This window comes from Faecalibacterium butyricigenerans, from assembly GCF_020687345.1.
GTDB classification, from domain to species: domain Bacteria; phylum Bacillota; class Clostridia; order Oscillospirales; family Ruminococcaceae; genus Faecalibacterium; species Faecalibacterium butyricigenerans.
The window spans coordinates 1-13,939 of record NZ_JAJEQL010000047.1; the positions used below are offsets into that span (position 1 = coordinate 1).

Consider the following 13,939-nt stretch of genomic DNA (forward strand, 5'->3'; position numbering starts at 1 on the left):
GTGGTGAGCAGGTAATCATCCTCTGCCTTTCTCCGGGCAGGAGCTTTTTTGTTTTTGGCGATTTTCTCCTGCACATCATCGAACAGTTCCAGCGGCACGATGGGCGGAATCGCATCCGGCACGACCACATCCCGGAATTTCAGTTCTCCGATATAACGCCGGTTTTTGAGCATGTGCTCCACGCTGTTGTAAGTAAATTCGCCTCCGACCGGGTTCTTGATGCCGTTTTCATTCAACCAGTCCCGAATCTCTTTCATCGTAAGGCCATCCCGATACTTCGTGAACGATTCCAGCACGAAAGGGGAGGCAAGCGGGTCGATGTGAAATTTCCGCTCGGAATCCAGCGTATATCCAAACGTTCCACGACCACCGTTGCAGCGGCCTTTCAGGATGTTCTCTGTCTGTCCACGGACAACCTTTTCGGCAAGGTCGGCAGAGTAGTATTCTGCATAGCCCTCCAGAACCGATTCCAGAATGATACCCTCTGGCCCCTCGGAGATGATCTCCGTAGCTGACATGAGCTTGACACCGTTCTTCTTCAGCTGGGTTTTATACCGGGCACTATCGTAGCGATTCCGGGCAAAACGGTCAAGTTTCCAGACCAGTACAATATCAAACAGCTTCTTGTCGCTGTCCTTGATCATCTGCTGAAACTGCGGGCGGTTGTCCGTCTTAGCAGAGATGGCACGGTCAATGTAGTGCTTGACGATAGTGATGCCATTTTTCTCGGCATACGCCGTACATTCACGAATCTGACCCTCAATGGATTCTTCGCGCTGGTTATCACTGGAATAGCGGGCGTAAATCACGGCGGTTATGGCGGACACCTCTCATTCCACATCATTGAACGGTGAAACGTTCTTTCAAAACATTGTTTCGTATAATGTATATACCATGTTTTGATGGAGAAATCAAGACTTTTTATTATCTTCAGTTTTTCTTTTTGAACAATTGACCCAACAGCCACCCCTCTCGTTGAAATGAGGTGACTGTTGGGCCGACTTGCTCGGATTCCTTTATTCTTCGTTTAGCTGGACGATGGTATTATAAAAGATTTTGTTTGGAATAACGACTTGAAGAACACCCTTTTTCAAAAGTGCTTCTATGCGTTTCATGACATACCAGTCACTTACCGGCGCAGAAATCGCTTTTAATGCGTCTGCGGTAAGTTCACCAACCGAAATAGGAATTCTCGATACTAAACTAATAATTCTCTGGTCGAAATAATCTATGTTAACGCTTTTAACATCGTTCGCATGCCAAATACGCATGGAGGTGTTTTCGTTTAATAACTTTCCCCATCTTTTGGCATACTCGGTAATAGTTTCTTCCGTCAAATACTTTTGTGAGATCTTATCGGTTTTCCCTTCCATAAATTCTTTCAGACCTTCTCTGGATGCAAGCAAAATTCTATTTGTACCATACTTTGCTGCATAGTAACAAATATAATAAATGCCGCACCAACAATCGGCAGAACTCCTGACCCAAACACGCAGTGGCTTATGATTTATCATATCACATTGAACCGCATTCGCTGTACCATGATATTTCGACCACAGTTGTCTAGCTTCAATTTGGCTGTCAGGATAATATTCTGAAAGGCAATTCACGAATTGTTTGCAACGATATTCTGAATCGCAAGCATATTGAAGTTCTCCCATTGATAACATAAACGGAAACAACTTTACACTTTCGACGATGCCTAAAGCTGCTAACATATTGACATCACTGGGTTCAAAAACAATTTCATCCATAGCTGGTCAGAATCATAATTTCGGGATAGTGACTTGTGTAGTTGCACTCCAATAGATTGGTTTGCTTGAGCCAACCACTCCAAAATAACACCCAACGCTGCAATCAAGATAAGTTCCAACATCATAGAAGTCATATGTATAGGTTGTATTATATATACTTTGTTCTGGAACTAGTGCTGTCGTTGAAAATGGGCAGCTTCGTTCGATGTTATCGGAATAGCTCGTGTAGTAATCCGTTCCTGAAACATTTTTTATTAAATCCGGGCCAATACCGACGGTAGTTCCACTCATATAAAAGCCCAATCCATTGGCCTTTGTATAAAGAACTCTCCATGTTCCATGATCACATTTTCCTTTCCTTATTTTGATTTGATTGCTTTTACGACTAAATAAATGACCAGTATGCCGATGCAGAGAGAAATAATTGTCAATGCCTCTGCCGTTGCATTAAGGCAAGCACCAATAAAATAAACCAATACCAAAAATGCAACAAAAGCGATAAGAAGCAGCACCCATTTGTTTTTTTTCATGTTATCACCTCCCTATCTACAAAAGTTGGCATTAAATTTTTGTTGAACCAAAGGAATTGTTGAGAATACAATCAATACCCATTTGGAGAGATAGTAGCAAACTACATGACGTGTATACGGAAGCACATTAAAAATGGCAAGCAGGAAATCTATTGACGAAAGAACAGATGCGACCATCTTGTAACTTGACCGCTTCTTTTCACTTAAAGGCTTATTCTTTGCTTCGATAGGTGAGAGAAAGATAGAGATGCCCAAAAGAGCTACTGTTGTCAGGATACGGAAAAGGTGATTTGCTGCGATTGCCTTACTTAGCAAAATGCAGATAAGTGCCAGTCCGGAGAATGCCAAATAGCATCTGGTGTGCGATGTTGCATGGTATCCGCCAATGTAGATTCGCTGTGGGATAAACCCAATCAAAAATGAAAGTGCGTACCGCACATCACCACACACAACAGCGATTAAAACAACAAGCAGAACGCTCACAACAGATGATATGAGCAACTCGTACCCATAGACATACGCATCCGCCTTTGCTTCATCTATCACTTTTTGCTCGCAGAAAAGACGGACTGATTTTTGAGACAGCGTGCGTTCCCACATTGCAGTTGCGCCACCTTATCTTCTGATTTTTGCTTCACTGTATCATAAATTTCAGCAAAATCAAGAGGTTTGGCAAAACTGGTCGTTCTGGTGACAAAAGTGGTAGGTCAGGCTACTTGTAAGGAGCCTTTGCACAGTCTATAATAGTAGCAGGACATTATTTTGTGGAGGTTGTCGAAATGCTGAAGTACCACGTTGCAGTCTGCGATGATGAGAAATCAGACCTTGATGGCATTGTTCAAAGCGTCCAGCAGTACGATGTGCAAGGCTGCTTTGACATTGAAACTTACATGGATGGAAACGAACTTCTGAGCGAATTGCAAATGCAGAAGAAATCCTTTGATCTGCTTCTTCTCGATATCGAGATGCCATCCAACGGTTTTCAGCTGGCGCAGTCTTTGATTCAGATGGAGAAGCATCCTTTGGTGGTATTTGTCACGAAGCGGCATGAGTACGCTGTGCAGGGATATGGCATTGCATTCCGCTACCTTGTCAAACCTTTGGATCAGACGCTGTTCGCTGCGGCAATGGATGCCGTCCTTCAGGAACTGAACTCCAAACATTTCACGATCGAATACGATGGTGTTACCATGTCCTTGGAAACATCGGACATTTACTTTCTGGAAAGCCACGGACATAAAGTTCTGATTCACTGTAAGGAGCAAGACCTTACATTGCGAATGAGCATTCCTGAAGCCTTGGAGCAACTTCCCAAACGGTGCTTTGTGTCACCACACAAAAGTTATCTCGTCAACATGGAACACATTGTTTACGCTACGGGAACCGCTGTTTTTCTTTCCAGCGGACATCAGCTGCCGATTAGCAGGAGGAAGCGTCAGGAGTTCAATCAGATCTTCAACGCTTATTTGGGAAGATGATGCTTTATTATTTCGTTGAGTTTGCAGGGAGCTTTGCCAACATTGCCCTGTTGCTGCTTTTTATCGGTCGGCTGTTTCCCAAAAAGGAGCCCGTCTCAAGGTGGTTCTATGCCTATGTTGCACTCTTGATTGCTGGGCAGTGTGCTTTGAGTTTATTCCCGGATTGGGTGACGCAGCGCACGATCTATCTTTTAGTTGGCGGATTTTTCCTTGCATTGCTGTTCTATGAGGTTCGACCGTGGCAGGCGGTTTTTGCAAGCGGAGCTTTCTTCACACTGATTGCTTTGGTGGAAGTGCTTGCAATGCTTCTGATTGGGCTGCGTATCCCGGATACCGACATTCTAATGCAGGCTGGGGCAGCACGGTTGGTCTATGTTGTTTTTTCAAACCTGATTCAAATTCCACTCGTAGTCCTGATCTCACATTTTTTCAGCCGAAAAGGAAATGCTCTGCGTATCCTATGGCTGCTGCCGATCATTGCGATTCAAATCGCAAGTATCGCGGTCTGTTATGTGGCACAGTATCATGCTGCGGATGATTATTTCCCTGATTATATGGTCGGCCTTATGGCTGTACTTCTCCTTATAAACATCCTGATCGTGTTCTATGTGGAAGCTCTCCGGGAAAATGAGCTAGAAAAATTCAAAGTCAAGTTCAATGAGCAGCAGTACAACCTTCAAATGGAATACTACCAGCAGCTCAAAGAACGTCAGGAAGAAGTCCGTTCTCTACAGCATGATGTGAAGAAATACATTCTGGCGATGCAGGCAGTTGCAGAACACGGTGATACCGAAGAACTTCACAAGATCGCACAGGCCGCCACGAATGTTTTTGAGCGTTCCACAAATATTTCTGCTGTCGGAAATCCTGTTGTTGATGCTCTTTTGAATTATTACTTACGAATTGCGGAAAGGAATAACATCAAAGTCAAACTGGATGTGACGATTCCTGAAGTTCTGACGATCTCATCGTTGTCTTTGAGCATCATCATCGGAAACACATTTGACAATGCCATTGAAGCCTGCTGCGACTTGCCAGCAGAACAGCGAATCATTCATCTACAGCTGCGCAAGCAGTATCGCAGTCTCTTTTACCGGCTTGAGAATCCATACAGCGATACCGTTCGCAGCATCCGCATCGGAGAGTATCACGGTTACGGACTAAAGAACATAAATCGTATCGTTCAAGAGAACCATGGCGACTTCTACACAAAGAAGAAGGACGGTGTGTTTACCGTCCAAGTCCGCCTGAACTGCGAAAATTAAAACATTCTTCTAAAACGCAGCCTTGCTTTCGCTTGTACTTTGTGTGTTTCGTTCATCTGATGTATTCATTATCCTGAAGTGTTGACACGCATTCGTACTTATGTTATCATTCCCAACAAATCCACAGAGATTTCTGTAAAGAAACGATTCTGTGCGGTTTTATTTCCTGCGAAGATTTACCGCCCCGCAACACACCCGATCATTTTGCCGTCTGTTTCACCCGACAAAATCCTTCGCCTGTACTGCGTGGGCGGTATTTTTCTTTTCCGGGGAAGATTGCACCTTGAAAATTTCATGAGCCGACCGAACGTGATACCGGCTCTCTAGTCAACGCCGCTGCAAAACAGGGGCAGGAACTTCGTTCGGGGCAAACGGCGATTCACATATATGAGCAGTGGAACTCTCTACTTATTTTTGCGTCTTAACAATTCGGAAACAACTTTCGGAAATACGTTTTGAGCGCAGCAGTGGAGAGCAAGAACCGTCCCGTGGCCACAAATTTTCAATTCTTGAAAATGTTGTGCTCCATCGGGACTTCACTTCTTCAATGCACCTGCATTTCCGAAGTGATCTTGTTGGGGCGTGCCTGCCCCAAACCCTGCTCATGGTTCGCACCTGACGGTGCGAACAGCAACGGCGTGTCGTGCTTACATAACTTCACCGAGGAGTTATCGAACAGACAGGAGGTACAATGACCAAAACGAATGTTCAACTGACCCCTAGCAATTCCCAGCGCCACGACACGCCGAACAACAAAACGCACATCATCAAGTTCCGTGTGACAGCGGAGGAAAAAGCGTCACTGGAACTCACTTGCAAACTCCTGAATCTCTCCCTCTCCACTTTTATCCGCCGAGCCATTCACAACGTCAAAATCGAGAAAACGGTCATCGTTGCCGGCGGCGGTGAAGAAACCCTGACCGCTGTTTCCACCCTGCTTGCTCAGTGCAGCAAGGTGGGCGGCAACCTGAACCAGCTTGCAAGGCACTTCAATTCCGGCGGTGCAGACACCGAACAGATCCGGGCGAAACTCCTTGACGAACTTGCAGACCTGACCGCATTTCGGCTGCACGCCGAGAAAGTTCTGGGTGAACTGTATGGCAACGCTCAAGCATATCGCCTCTAAGAACTCGGACTACACCGCCATTGAAGCGTACCTGATCTACCAACACGATGAGTTCACCGGAAAGCAGCTTCTGGATGAACAGGGCAAGCCGAAGCTGCGGGAATCCTACCTGCTCGACACCCTTGAGTGCGGTGATTTCTCATTTGCAACGGCCTGTCTGCTGGCAAACCGCAAGTATGGCAAGAACACCCAGCATGGTGATATTAAAAGCCACCAGTATATCATCAGCTTTGACCCAAGAGATGCAGCCGACAACGGCTTGACCATGGAAAAGGCACAGGCACTTGGCCTGAAATTCTGCGAAGAAAACTTCCCCGGTCATCCCGCCATCGTCTGCACTCACCCCGATGGGCACAACCATTCGGGAAACATCCATGTCCACATCGTGATCGGCAGCATCCGAATGCGAGAAGTGGAACGCAAGCCCTATATGCAAAAGCCCCGCGACTGGTGTGAGGGTATGAAGCACTCCAGCACGGCCCAGACCATGCGGCACTTGCGTGTCGAGGTCATGGAGCTGTGCGAAGGTGCTGGACTGTACCAGATCGACCTGCTCAACGGCTCGAAGGTTCGTGTGAGCGAGCGCGAATACTGGATGAAACAGCGAGGTCAACTGAAACTCGACCATGAAAACGCTGCCCTGCTCGCAACAGGTCAGCAGCCCACACAAACGAAGTTTGAAACCGCAAAAGAAGTCTTGCGGAGACAGATTTCGGAGGTTCTCAATGTTGCAACGAGTTTTGAAGATTTCTCGGACAGGCTCTTGCAGCAGTACGGCATTACCGTCAAGGAAAGCCGTGGACGGCTCAGCTATCTGCCTGCTGGAAGGACAAAGTTCATCCGGGCGCGCAGCATCGGTGACAAGTTCGAGAAAGAACTTGTGCTTGCCGCTCTGAAAGCCAATACCGAACGCAAGCGCACTATCCAGTCCAAGTCTGACCGCATCGGGAAACTGATCGATATTCAGGCGAAGCTGAAGCAGGGTAAGGGCATCGGCTACGAGCGTTGGGCGAAGAAGCACAACCTCAAGACCATGGCACAGATCTTGATTCTCTTGCAGGATAAAGGTCTGCTCAACGAGGACGCACTCGACCAGAGAATCGCAGAGCTTGACACCAAGTTCCATGAATCGCTGGCCGTAGTGAAAGACCTCGAAACCCGCATGGCAGAAAACAAGACGCTGCGCAGCCACGCTGCTGCCTACAAGCAATACCGACCGCTTGCGCAGAAACGGAACGCTGCCAAATCCCCCGCAGCCTTTGAAGAACAACATCGTGTAGAGCTGACAGCATACCGGGCGGCAGCGGCCTATCTCAAGGCAAACAACATCACCAGCCTGCCCAGTCCGAACAAGCTGGAATCGGAATACTGCGCTCTTGCTTCCGAAAAGGCACAGTTCTATGAGCAGTACAAGGAAGCCAAGTCCGAGCTGCTCAAGCTGAAAGATGCAAAACAGAATGTTGCCCTGTTCTTCCGGGAGGAAAAACAGACGCAGCATCACGAGAGAGAAGGAGTGTGCGTATGATCAATCTGAAAATCGACCCGGAGTTCCAGAATCAGATTCCGCCGCTGACGGACGATGAATACAGGCAGCTTGAAGAAAACATCCTCAAGGAAGGCAAGCTGCTCTCTCCTTTGATCGTCTGGAACAACACCCTCGTTGACGGCCACAATCGTTATGCCATCCTCCAGAAGCACCCGGAGATTTGCTTTTCCACCATGCCGCTCCGATTTGAAAGCAGAGAAGAAGTCCTCGCATGGATCTGCAAGAATCAGTTGGGGCGGCGTAATCTTACCCCGGAGCAGAAGCTGTTCCTCATCGGAAAGCAATATGAAGCGGAAAAATCCTCTCATGGCGAAGCCCGCAAAGAATCGCATGATGAAAATGGCCGATTTCACCGGAGTTCTCAAACTGATAACTCCGGTGAAGCCATAAAAACCTGCGAACGAATCGCAGAGGAAAATGGTGTAAGCAAGGCAACTGTACTTCGTGCATCGAAGTACATGAAAGGCGTTGAAATTGCTGAATCCCTGATTCCCGGTATGCGGGAGAAGATTCTGAACAAACAGGTAAAAGTCAGCAAGTCTGATATGCACCGCCTTGCACGAGCCAACTATGATGCCCGCGCACAGACCTTGCAGGAAATCCTGCACCCGGAACTGAAGGTTGAACCGAAGCCGGATGCCGATGGCATCATCCGGGAACCGGGAAAGGCACCTGTGATGCCGTTTCAGAAAATCGAATCGGTTTACGACAGCGATGCTTACCCGGAAGAAGTGCGGCATGATTATGTCGCACTGGAACACGTTACAACACGTTTCCGCACAGAGTTTGACTATCTTCTGAGAACTATGCCAGACACAGCACAGCGAGAAGTCATTCTCGAAATCATCCACAAGCACAAGGAGTACCTTGATTCTCTGGAATCTGCGCTCGCAGAGGATGAGCAGACAGCATAACAAACAGGCCCATTGTATGCTGTCAACGGAAGTCCAAAGGAGTGTGCGTTTGAACAAAAAGAAAAAGTCCACAAACATTTCCCCGTATCCCGATGAAGCCATCGAACGTCTGGCACGGGCATTCTATCCGGCGATCCTTGCCTGCTGGAACAGCGAGGAAGGCCAGCGCGAGTTTGCTGCGTGGCAGGCGGAGCAGGCTCACATCTCCGGCAAAGAAAAACAGGAAGTTCCCGCTAGCAGAGTTCCCATAAAACAGTATTTGCAAAAGTTCCCTAAATGGGGAAGATTTGGCGTGACTCCGGTCACGCCTTTTCTTTTGCTTCCAGTTCATCCAGAGGGATATACCCCAGCCCATCATACTTAATATGGATGTGCTGCACCCGCTTTCCGCTGGACTTATCCGGGGCATCCACATAGATGGCCGACACCAGTTCACGGAGAGCATAAGGGGTGAGTTCTTCAATATGAACGTACTTGTGCGCTTTCTGGACGAACTTCTCAATATTCTCGATCTGCTGTTCCTGTACTTCGATTTCCTGCTGGATAGAGCGTGCTTCCTCTTCCAGATGCTTCTGTTCGGCATCGTAGCTCTGGCTCATCATGTCAAAGCGTTCATCGCTCAGCTTTCCGCTGGCGTTATCCTCGTAGATTTTCACGAACAGCCGTTTGAGGTCTGCAATCCGCTTCTCATTCCGGGCAAGCTGCTTCTTCAGGACGGTCAGCTTTTCGGTGCTTTCCACCCGAAGCTGCTCCTCCATGACCTTGCGGAAGTAGTCTTCATGACGGAGAATGTAGTCCGTCACCCGCTGAACATGACTCAGTACACGTCCTTCCAGAACCTTTACTCGGATGAAGTGTCCCTTGCACTTGCTCCCGTTCTTCTTGTGCAGAGAGCAATCAAAGAAGTCTTGACTGAAGTCCCTGTTGTTGGACGAACCATATTGCATCTTGGAACCGCAGTCAGCGCAGTAGACCATACCGGAGAAAATGCTGCTCTTGCCTGTCCGGGTCATGCGGTGACGCTGGTTGCGAATCTCCTGAACCTTTTCAAACACAGCATCGTCAATAATGCGCTCATGTGTATCCGGGAAGATAGCCTGATTTTCCACAGGATTCAAATGTCTCTTTTTATCCCAGATAGAGTTAGTATAGGTCTTGAAGTTGACTGTGCAGCCAGTGTACTCCCGGCGTTCCAGAATCAAACTTACTGCTCTTTTATCCCAGCGGTAAGGGTCTTCCGGGGCAGGTGCGTTTGTACTCCGGCCATGGCTCAGCTTGTAGGCGGTGGGAGTCAGAACTTTGTCCACCCACAGTTGGTTTGCAATTTGGGTCGGGCCACGTCCCTCCATGCACATGGAGAAGATGCGCTTCACAATCGCAGCCGCTTCCGGGTCAACAAGCCAATGCTTCGGGTTTTCCGGGTCTTTTACATAGCCGTACGGAACATTGACCGTCAGCGGCACTCCACGCTCTCCCTTGGCCTTCTGGACAGCCCGAATCTTGCGGCTGGTATCGCGGGCGTAAAACTCGTTGAACCAGTTCTTAATACCCGCAAAATCGTTGTTCACGCTGTTCGGGTCAATGGTGTCGTAATTGTCGTTAATGGCAATGTAGCGAACGCCATACTGGGGAAAGGTAAAGTTTGTGTACAGACCCGTCAAGGCAGAGTTACGCCCCAGTCGGGACAGGTCTTTCGTGATAACGATTCCTACACGCCCTGCTTCGATCTCGACCAGCATACTCTGAAAGCCGGGGCGGTCATAGTTCGTGCCGGAGTAGCCATCATCCACAAAGAACACTGGGTTCGGGAAGTGGTTCTTTTTGGCGTATTCCAGAAGGATAGCCTTCTGGTTCTCAATGGACAGGCTTTCGCCGAGCCGTGCGTCCTCTTGCGACAGTCGGCAGTAAAGTGCGGTGATCTTATTCGTTGCTCCAGACATTGTTGTGTCCTCCTTACTCTGTGGAGCAACTGTCAGTACAGGATTGGTTAACGGGTCAAGTATAGCAGAATTAGGCGCAGTTGTCATTCGTCTGCACCCTCATCTTCAAATTTTTGCTGGGCGTTCTTGGCAACAATGCGCTCCAGCTTCTTCAAAAAGGATTCCTTGCCCTCATAGCTGCCGGTCACGGTGTAGGTGGTGTGACCGACTTTCTCCGTGGTGGTCAGTTCTGGAATCCAGAAAGCGGACAGATTCTTGACATGGAGGTTGCCGTTCTCATCTACATAGGAGCCGTGCTTCTTCTGCTCTTCGGTCAAGGGCTGCCGCTTGAAATAGATTTCATTTTCGGAGATGCTCACGGTTTCGCTGGCCTGCTCCTTCGGGGTATCGTCATACAGCTGGGCGAAAAATGCCAGTGCATCTTCGGGTGAGTCTTCCTCCATGAGCTGCTCGAAAATCTGCTGTTCCTCTGCCGAGAGGTTATTCCATGCGGCTTCCAACTCCTGCTCGTTGGCTGCGTTGACAAAGGCTTCGATCTCTTTTTTCATGGTGCATCCTCCTTTGGCTGCGAAAAGCGTTTTTTCAAAAAGTATGGGTTTTCGTGAGAGCAAGAATCGTCCCGTGGCCACAAATTTTCAATTCTTGAAAATTTCCTGCCCCTTTGGGACAGCTTCTTGTTGGGGCGTGCCTGCCCCAAACCCTGCCAGATAAAAGCAAAGGGGCATTATCTGCCCCGATGCTTTTCCTTTCGCTTCTGCTGTTTCAGTTCAAATTGACGCTGCTTTTCTGCTTCGCGTTGTTTACGGCTAAGTGCTTTTCGCACCAGCTTGTTTTCTTCTCGCTGCATTTGCAACGCCTGCTGTGATTTTGTGCCGATTCCTGTGGCAGCTGTTTCCTTTCGGATTTGCCGTTGCAATCGCTTTGGATTCACAGACTCTTTCTTTACAACTGTCTCAACAGATGGACTGAAGCGCAGCCGACTGTAATTTTTGAGCAGATACTCCCAGACTTCATAGTCCTTTGGTTCTGCGCCAAACACGACTTTACACACTGAAAGCTTTCTTCTCTCAATACGCTCAAACACTCCAATCCAGAATGGAGCCTCAAAAAACACAGTCAGCTTTGTAGAATCAATGTCCATAACGAAACCCTCCTGAAATAAATCCTTACAGGAATGGACAACCCGGAGGGGAAGGTTACTTACCTACACCGTGCGGTGCAGACGGCTGGGCTACCTACCAGCTCTAGCATCTCTCAGGAAGAAATGCGTTGCGTTTTTATCCTGCTTTTATTATATAAAGCACATCCCTGTGCATTATATCTACCTTAATTGGTTTTCCAAGTGAAGTATACCACACTCGTGGTCAAATGACCACCCATATATACGAGAATTTGACCGTTTTACTGCGTACGTGCGTACCAACCTTCCGTACGCACGTACGCAGCGATTCGCCCGAAACGAACCCCATACCACCGTTCCCCCTCGGAGAGCCCACTACACTTTGCAGACCGCAGGGCTGAAAGCGTCATAGTGGGTTATTACACTTCCGCAGAAGTGCCTTTTCCTCGCCGCAAACAGCCGGGGTGAGCCTTTGTGAGAGCTTTCTATGCGGCGAATCCACATCGCCCACAGGCGATGTGAGCAGGGATTCTAAGGGGCGCAGCACCCTTGGCACACGACTTCGGTACAAAGTCTAGTGTGTTACACCTTGCCAAAGGCGTACACGTTCCTGAAATGCAAAAAGCCCCATACCCAACACCTTGACGGTGCAGACATGGGACTTGATGCTTCCTCGGCCTAGCCTGGTACTCGTAACCAATCCTGACAGGGCAGTTGCCGTGTCATTTCTCGAAAACTGTTTTACGGATACCCAGCACTGGGGAACTCCCTGTCTTACTTATCGTGTGTGGATTTTTGCAGGGTGCGTCCGGCAGGGCGCACCCTGTTTTTGCGTTCAATCCTCTAATCCGTGACTACCTGTTACATTCCTCAGATACTCGTCCGGCTCACCGTTCAAGATCAGTTCGGCATACGCCAGCGGGTCATTGTAGATGAGATAGTCCAATTCAGTCCGCTGTGCCATGGTAACATCCAGTGCATCTTCGACCCCGGTGCAGTCGATAGAAACTTTTCTGCCATCCCGGAGCAGCAGCTCCACACAGCCGGTATCCATGTTGAACGAACAGGCTCTTGCATCGTACTTCATAATCGTGTCCTTCCTGCCTTACGGCACTCTTACAGTTGTGACCTTCGTGATACGGTCTTTCTGATAAGGTTTTGGGCACACAGCCGTCAGGGAAGAGCCGTTGTTCTCGTTTCCGAAGAAAACAAAAAATCCGAACCCTTCTCCTATCGAGAAAAGGTTCGGATTTTCATGGTTTGGTGCGACCGGGAGGATTCGAACCTCTGGCCTTCCGGGTCGGAGCCGAACGCTCTATCCAGCTGAGCTACGATCGCACGATATGCACTGGTGAACCAGTACAATATAGTATAGCACAGCCTCGCAAAAAATGCAAATAAAACTTCAGCGGCGGTTCCGCAGCCAGATGCGGTACAAGCCGTCGGTGATAAGAGTCTCCCGGTAGAGGATGGGGGTGCGGCAGGCCTCCCGGATGGTCCGGGGCAGATTGCCGGTGGCGTAGAATTTCGTTTCGGGGCCGAGTTCGGCACAGAAACGGCTGGCCAGCCCGTCCAGCATCCCGGCAGTGCCCAGCACAAAGCCGTTTTGCAGACAGGCGGCGGTGTTTTTGCCCAGCACAGAGGCGGGCGCGGGGGCAGAGAGGTCGATCTGGGGAAGCTGAGCGGTGTTCTGCACCAGCGCGGCCAGCGAGAGCTGCGGCCCGGGCAGGATGACGCCGCCCACAAGCTCCTGCCTCCCGTTGACGGCCATCAGGGAGATGGCCGTGTCGGCTGAGATGACCACCAGCGGGCCGGAGCCTTCCGCCAGCGCAGCCACTGCGCCGCAGAGCAGCTCTGCACCCAACTGGGCGGGATTGTCCAGCCGGAGGCGGATGCCGCTCTTGAGTCCCGGCCCGACGGTCAGGATGCGCACCGGGCAGAGCATCTGCAATGCTGCCAGCACCCGTCCGGTCAGCGCAGGCACTACGCTGCCCAGAATGCCGCCCTCGATCTGCTCAGGTGCGGCCCTGTGGAGCGAAAGCAGATTGACCAGCCGCAGCGCGTATTCATCGACGGTGGCGGCGGGGTCTGTGTGGAGCCGTCCGCAGAATATCAGGTCATCGTGCTCGTAGCCGCCAATGGTGATGTGGGTGTTGCCGAGATTGACGGTAAGGATCATGGTTGGGGCCTCCCTGCTTGCATATAATGTATATATAATATATAGCACCATAGTCTCCCCTTGGCAAGGGGAGACGCTGCGGCCGTG

At 49.4% G+C, this 13,939-nt stretch carries 16 protein-coding genes and 1 tRNA gene; 6 read left to right on the forward strand and 11 right to left on the reverse strand.

Going from position 1 to position 13,939, the window contains the following annotated elements; all coding sequences use genetic code 11:
* From LKD23_RS11965 to LKD23_RS11985, 5 genes are all read right to left on the reverse strand, one after another.
* The coding region (locus tag LKD23_RS11965; RefSeq protein ID WP_227621850.1) for a recombinase family protein at positions 1-818 on the reverse strand (818 nt) is incomplete at its 3' end.
* A gap of 198 nt (positions 819-1,016) precedes the next feature.
* Positions 1,017-1,754, reverse strand: coding sequence for a DUF3658 domain-containing protein (locus LKD23_RS11970; protein WP_223386544.1), 738 nt, complete (start codon positions 1,752-1,754; stop codon positions 1,017-1,019).
* 12 nt (positions 1,755-1,766) lie between these two features.
* Positions 1,767-2,045, reverse strand: a complete 279-nt coding sequence (locus LKD23_RS11975; protein WP_227621845.1) for a hypothetical protein — start codon at positions 2,043-2,045, stop codon at positions 1,767-1,769.
* A gap of 68 nt (positions 2,046-2,113) precedes the next feature.
* Entirely contained in the window at positions 2,114-2,284 is a 171-nt protein-coding gene (locus LKD23_RS11980) for a hypothetical protein (RefSeq protein WP_005924488.1), read from the reverse strand.
* A gap of 12 nt (positions 2,285-2,296) precedes the next feature.
* A complete protein-coding gene (locus LKD23_RS11985; protein WP_005924490.1) occupies positions 2,297-2,884 on the reverse strand; it encodes an accessory gene regulator B family protein in 588 nt (195 codons plus the stop codon).
* A 179-nt stretch (positions 2,885-3,063) separates the two neighbouring features.
* On the opposite strand from LKD23_RS11985, the gene LKD23_RS11990 reads away from it, so the two are divergent.
* The 6 genes from LKD23_RS11990 (at position 3,064) to LKD23_RS12015 (ending at position 8,977) form a co-directional block, all read left to right on the forward strand.
* Positions 3,064-3,762, forward strand: a complete 699-nt coding sequence (locus LKD23_RS11990) for a LytR/AlgR family response regulator transcription factor (RefSeq protein ID WP_005924492.1) — start codon at positions 3,064-3,066, stop codon at positions 3,760-3,762.
* Positions 3,759-5,027, forward strand: a complete 1,269-nt coding sequence (locus LKD23_RS11995; protein ID WP_005924494.1) for a GHKL domain-containing protein — start codon at positions 3,759-3,761, stop codon at positions 5,025-5,027. Before LKD23_RS11990 ends, LKD23_RS11995 begins: the two co-directional genes overlap by 4 nt.
* Positions 5,028-5,718: 691 nt before the next feature.
* Complete coding sequence (locus LKD23_RS12000) at positions 5,719-6,153, forward strand: plasmid mobilization protein (protein ID WP_005930640.1); 435 nt, start codon at positions 5,719-5,721, stop codon at positions 6,151-6,153.
* Positions 6,125-7,678 (forward strand): relaxase/mobilization nuclease domain-containing protein, encoded by a 1,554-nt coding sequence (locus LKD23_RS12005; protein WP_227621846.1) that lies wholly within the window; start codon positions 6,125-6,127, stop codon positions 7,676-7,678. The genes LKD23_RS12000 and LKD23_RS12005 overlap by 29 nt, the downstream gene beginning before the upstream one ends.
* Complete coding sequence (locus LKD23_RS12010; RefSeq protein ID WP_227621847.1) at positions 7,675-8,613, forward strand: ParB N-terminal domain-containing protein; 939 nt, start codon at positions 7,675-7,677, stop codon at positions 8,611-8,613. Before LKD23_RS12005 ends, LKD23_RS12010 begins: the two co-directional genes overlap by 4 nt.
* A gap of 43 nt (positions 8,614-8,656) precedes the next feature.
* Positions 8,657-8,977: a transposase gene (locus LKD23_RS12015; RefSeq protein WP_227621851.1), complete on the forward strand. Its 321-nt coding sequence runs from the start codon at positions 8,657-8,659 to the stop codon at positions 8,975-8,977.
* On the opposite strand, the gene LKD23_RS12020 is transcribed toward LKD23_RS12015, so the two are convergent.
* The 6 genes from LKD23_RS12020 to LKD23_RS12045 form a co-directional block, all read right to left on the reverse strand.
* Positions 8,916-10,640: a recombinase family protein gene (locus LKD23_RS12020; RefSeq protein ID WP_431834199.1), complete on the reverse strand. Its 1,725-nt coding sequence runs from the start codon at positions 10,638-10,640 to the stop codon at positions 8,916-8,918. The two genes, LKD23_RS12015 and LKD23_RS12020, sit on opposite strands and share 62 nt — an antisense overlap.
* Positions 10,637-11,101, reverse strand: a complete 465-nt coding sequence (locus tag LKD23_RS12025; protein ID WP_215698199.1) for a hypothetical protein — start codon at positions 11,099-11,101, stop codon at positions 10,637-10,639. Before LKD23_RS12025 ends, LKD23_RS12020 begins: the two co-directional genes overlap by 4 nt.
* 176 nt (positions 11,102-11,277) lie before the next feature.
* Complete coding sequence (locus tag LKD23_RS12030) at positions 11,278-11,694, reverse strand: YjdF family protein (protein WP_005922200.1); 417 nt, start codon at positions 11,692-11,694, stop codon at positions 11,278-11,280.
* Positions 11,695-12,508: 814 nt separating this feature from the next.
* Positions 12,509-12,760, reverse strand: a complete 252-nt coding sequence (locus LKD23_RS12035; protein WP_097774000.1) for a DUF6061 family protein — start codon at positions 12,758-12,760, stop codon at positions 12,509-12,511.
* Positions 12,761-12,934: 174 nt separating this feature from the next.
* A tRNA-Arg gene (locus LKD23_RS12040) sits at positions 12,935-13,011 on the reverse strand.
* A 67-nt stretch (positions 13,012-13,078) separates the two neighbouring features.
* The gene (locus tag LKD23_RS12045) at positions 13,079-13,852 is read right to left on the reverse strand and encodes a type III pantothenate kinase (protein WP_227621849.1); all 774 of its coding nucleotides are present in this window, start codon (positions 13,850-13,852) and stop codon (positions 13,079-13,081) included.
* Positions 13,853-13,939 lie beyond the last annotated feature (87 nt).

Excerpts from the sequence above, each read along its gene's own strand:
- LKD23_RS11970 (WP_223386544.1), bottom strand. The coding sequence starts at position 1,754 with ATGGATGAAATTGTTTTTGAACCCAGTGATGTCAATATGTTAGCAGCT.
- LKD23_RS11975 (WP_227621845.1), bottom strand. The coding sequence starts at position 2,045 with ATGAGTGGAACTACCGTCGGTATTGGCCCGGATTTAATAAAAAATGTT.
- LKD23_RS11980 (WP_005924488.1), bottom strand. The coding sequence starts at position 2,284 with ATGAAAAAAAACAAATGGGTGCTGCTTCTTATCGCTTTTGTTGCATTT.
- LKD23_RS11985 (WP_005924490.1), bottom strand. The coding sequence starts at position 2,884 with ATGTGGGAACGCACGCTGTCTCAAAAATCAGTCCGTCTTTTCTGCGAG.
- LKD23_RS11990 (WP_005924492.1), top strand. The coding sequence starts at position 3,064 with ATGCTGAAGTACCACGTTGCAGTCTGCGATGATGAGAAATCAGACCTT.
- LKD23_RS11995 (WP_005924494.1), top strand. The coding sequence starts at position 3,759 with ATGATGCTTTATTATTTCGTTGAGTTTGCAGGGAGCTTTGCCAACATT.
- LKD23_RS12000 (WP_005930640.1), top strand. The coding sequence starts at position 5,719 with ATGACCAAAACGAATGTTCAACTGACCCCTAGCAATTCCCAGCGCCAC.
- LKD23_RS12005 (WP_227621846.1), top strand. The coding sequence starts at position 6,125 with ATGGCAACGCTCAAGCATATCGCCTCTAAGAACTCGGACTACACCGCC.
- LKD23_RS12010 (WP_227621847.1), top strand. The coding sequence starts at position 7,675 with ATGATCAATCTGAAAATCGACCCGGAGTTCCAGAATCAGATTCCGCCG.
- LKD23_RS12020 (WP_431834199.1), bottom strand. The coding sequence starts at position 10,640 with ATGACAACTGCGCCTAATTCTGCTATACTTGACCCGTTAACCAATCCT.
- LKD23_RS12025 (WP_215698199.1), bottom strand. The coding sequence starts at position 11,101 with ATGAAAAAAGAGATCGAAGCCTTTGTCAACGCAGCCAACGAGCAGGAG.
- LKD23_RS12030 (WP_005922200.1), bottom strand. The coding sequence starts at position 11,694 with ATGGACATTGATTCTACAAAGCTGACTGTGTTTTTTGAGGCTCCATTC.
- LKD23_RS12035 (WP_097774000.1), bottom strand. The coding sequence starts at position 12,760 with ATGAAGTACGATGCAAGAGCCTGTTCGTTCAACATGGATACCGGCTGT.
- LKD23_RS12045 (WP_227621849.1), bottom strand. The coding sequence starts at position 13,852 with ATGATCCTTACCGTCAATCTCGGCAACACCCACATCACCATTGGCGGC.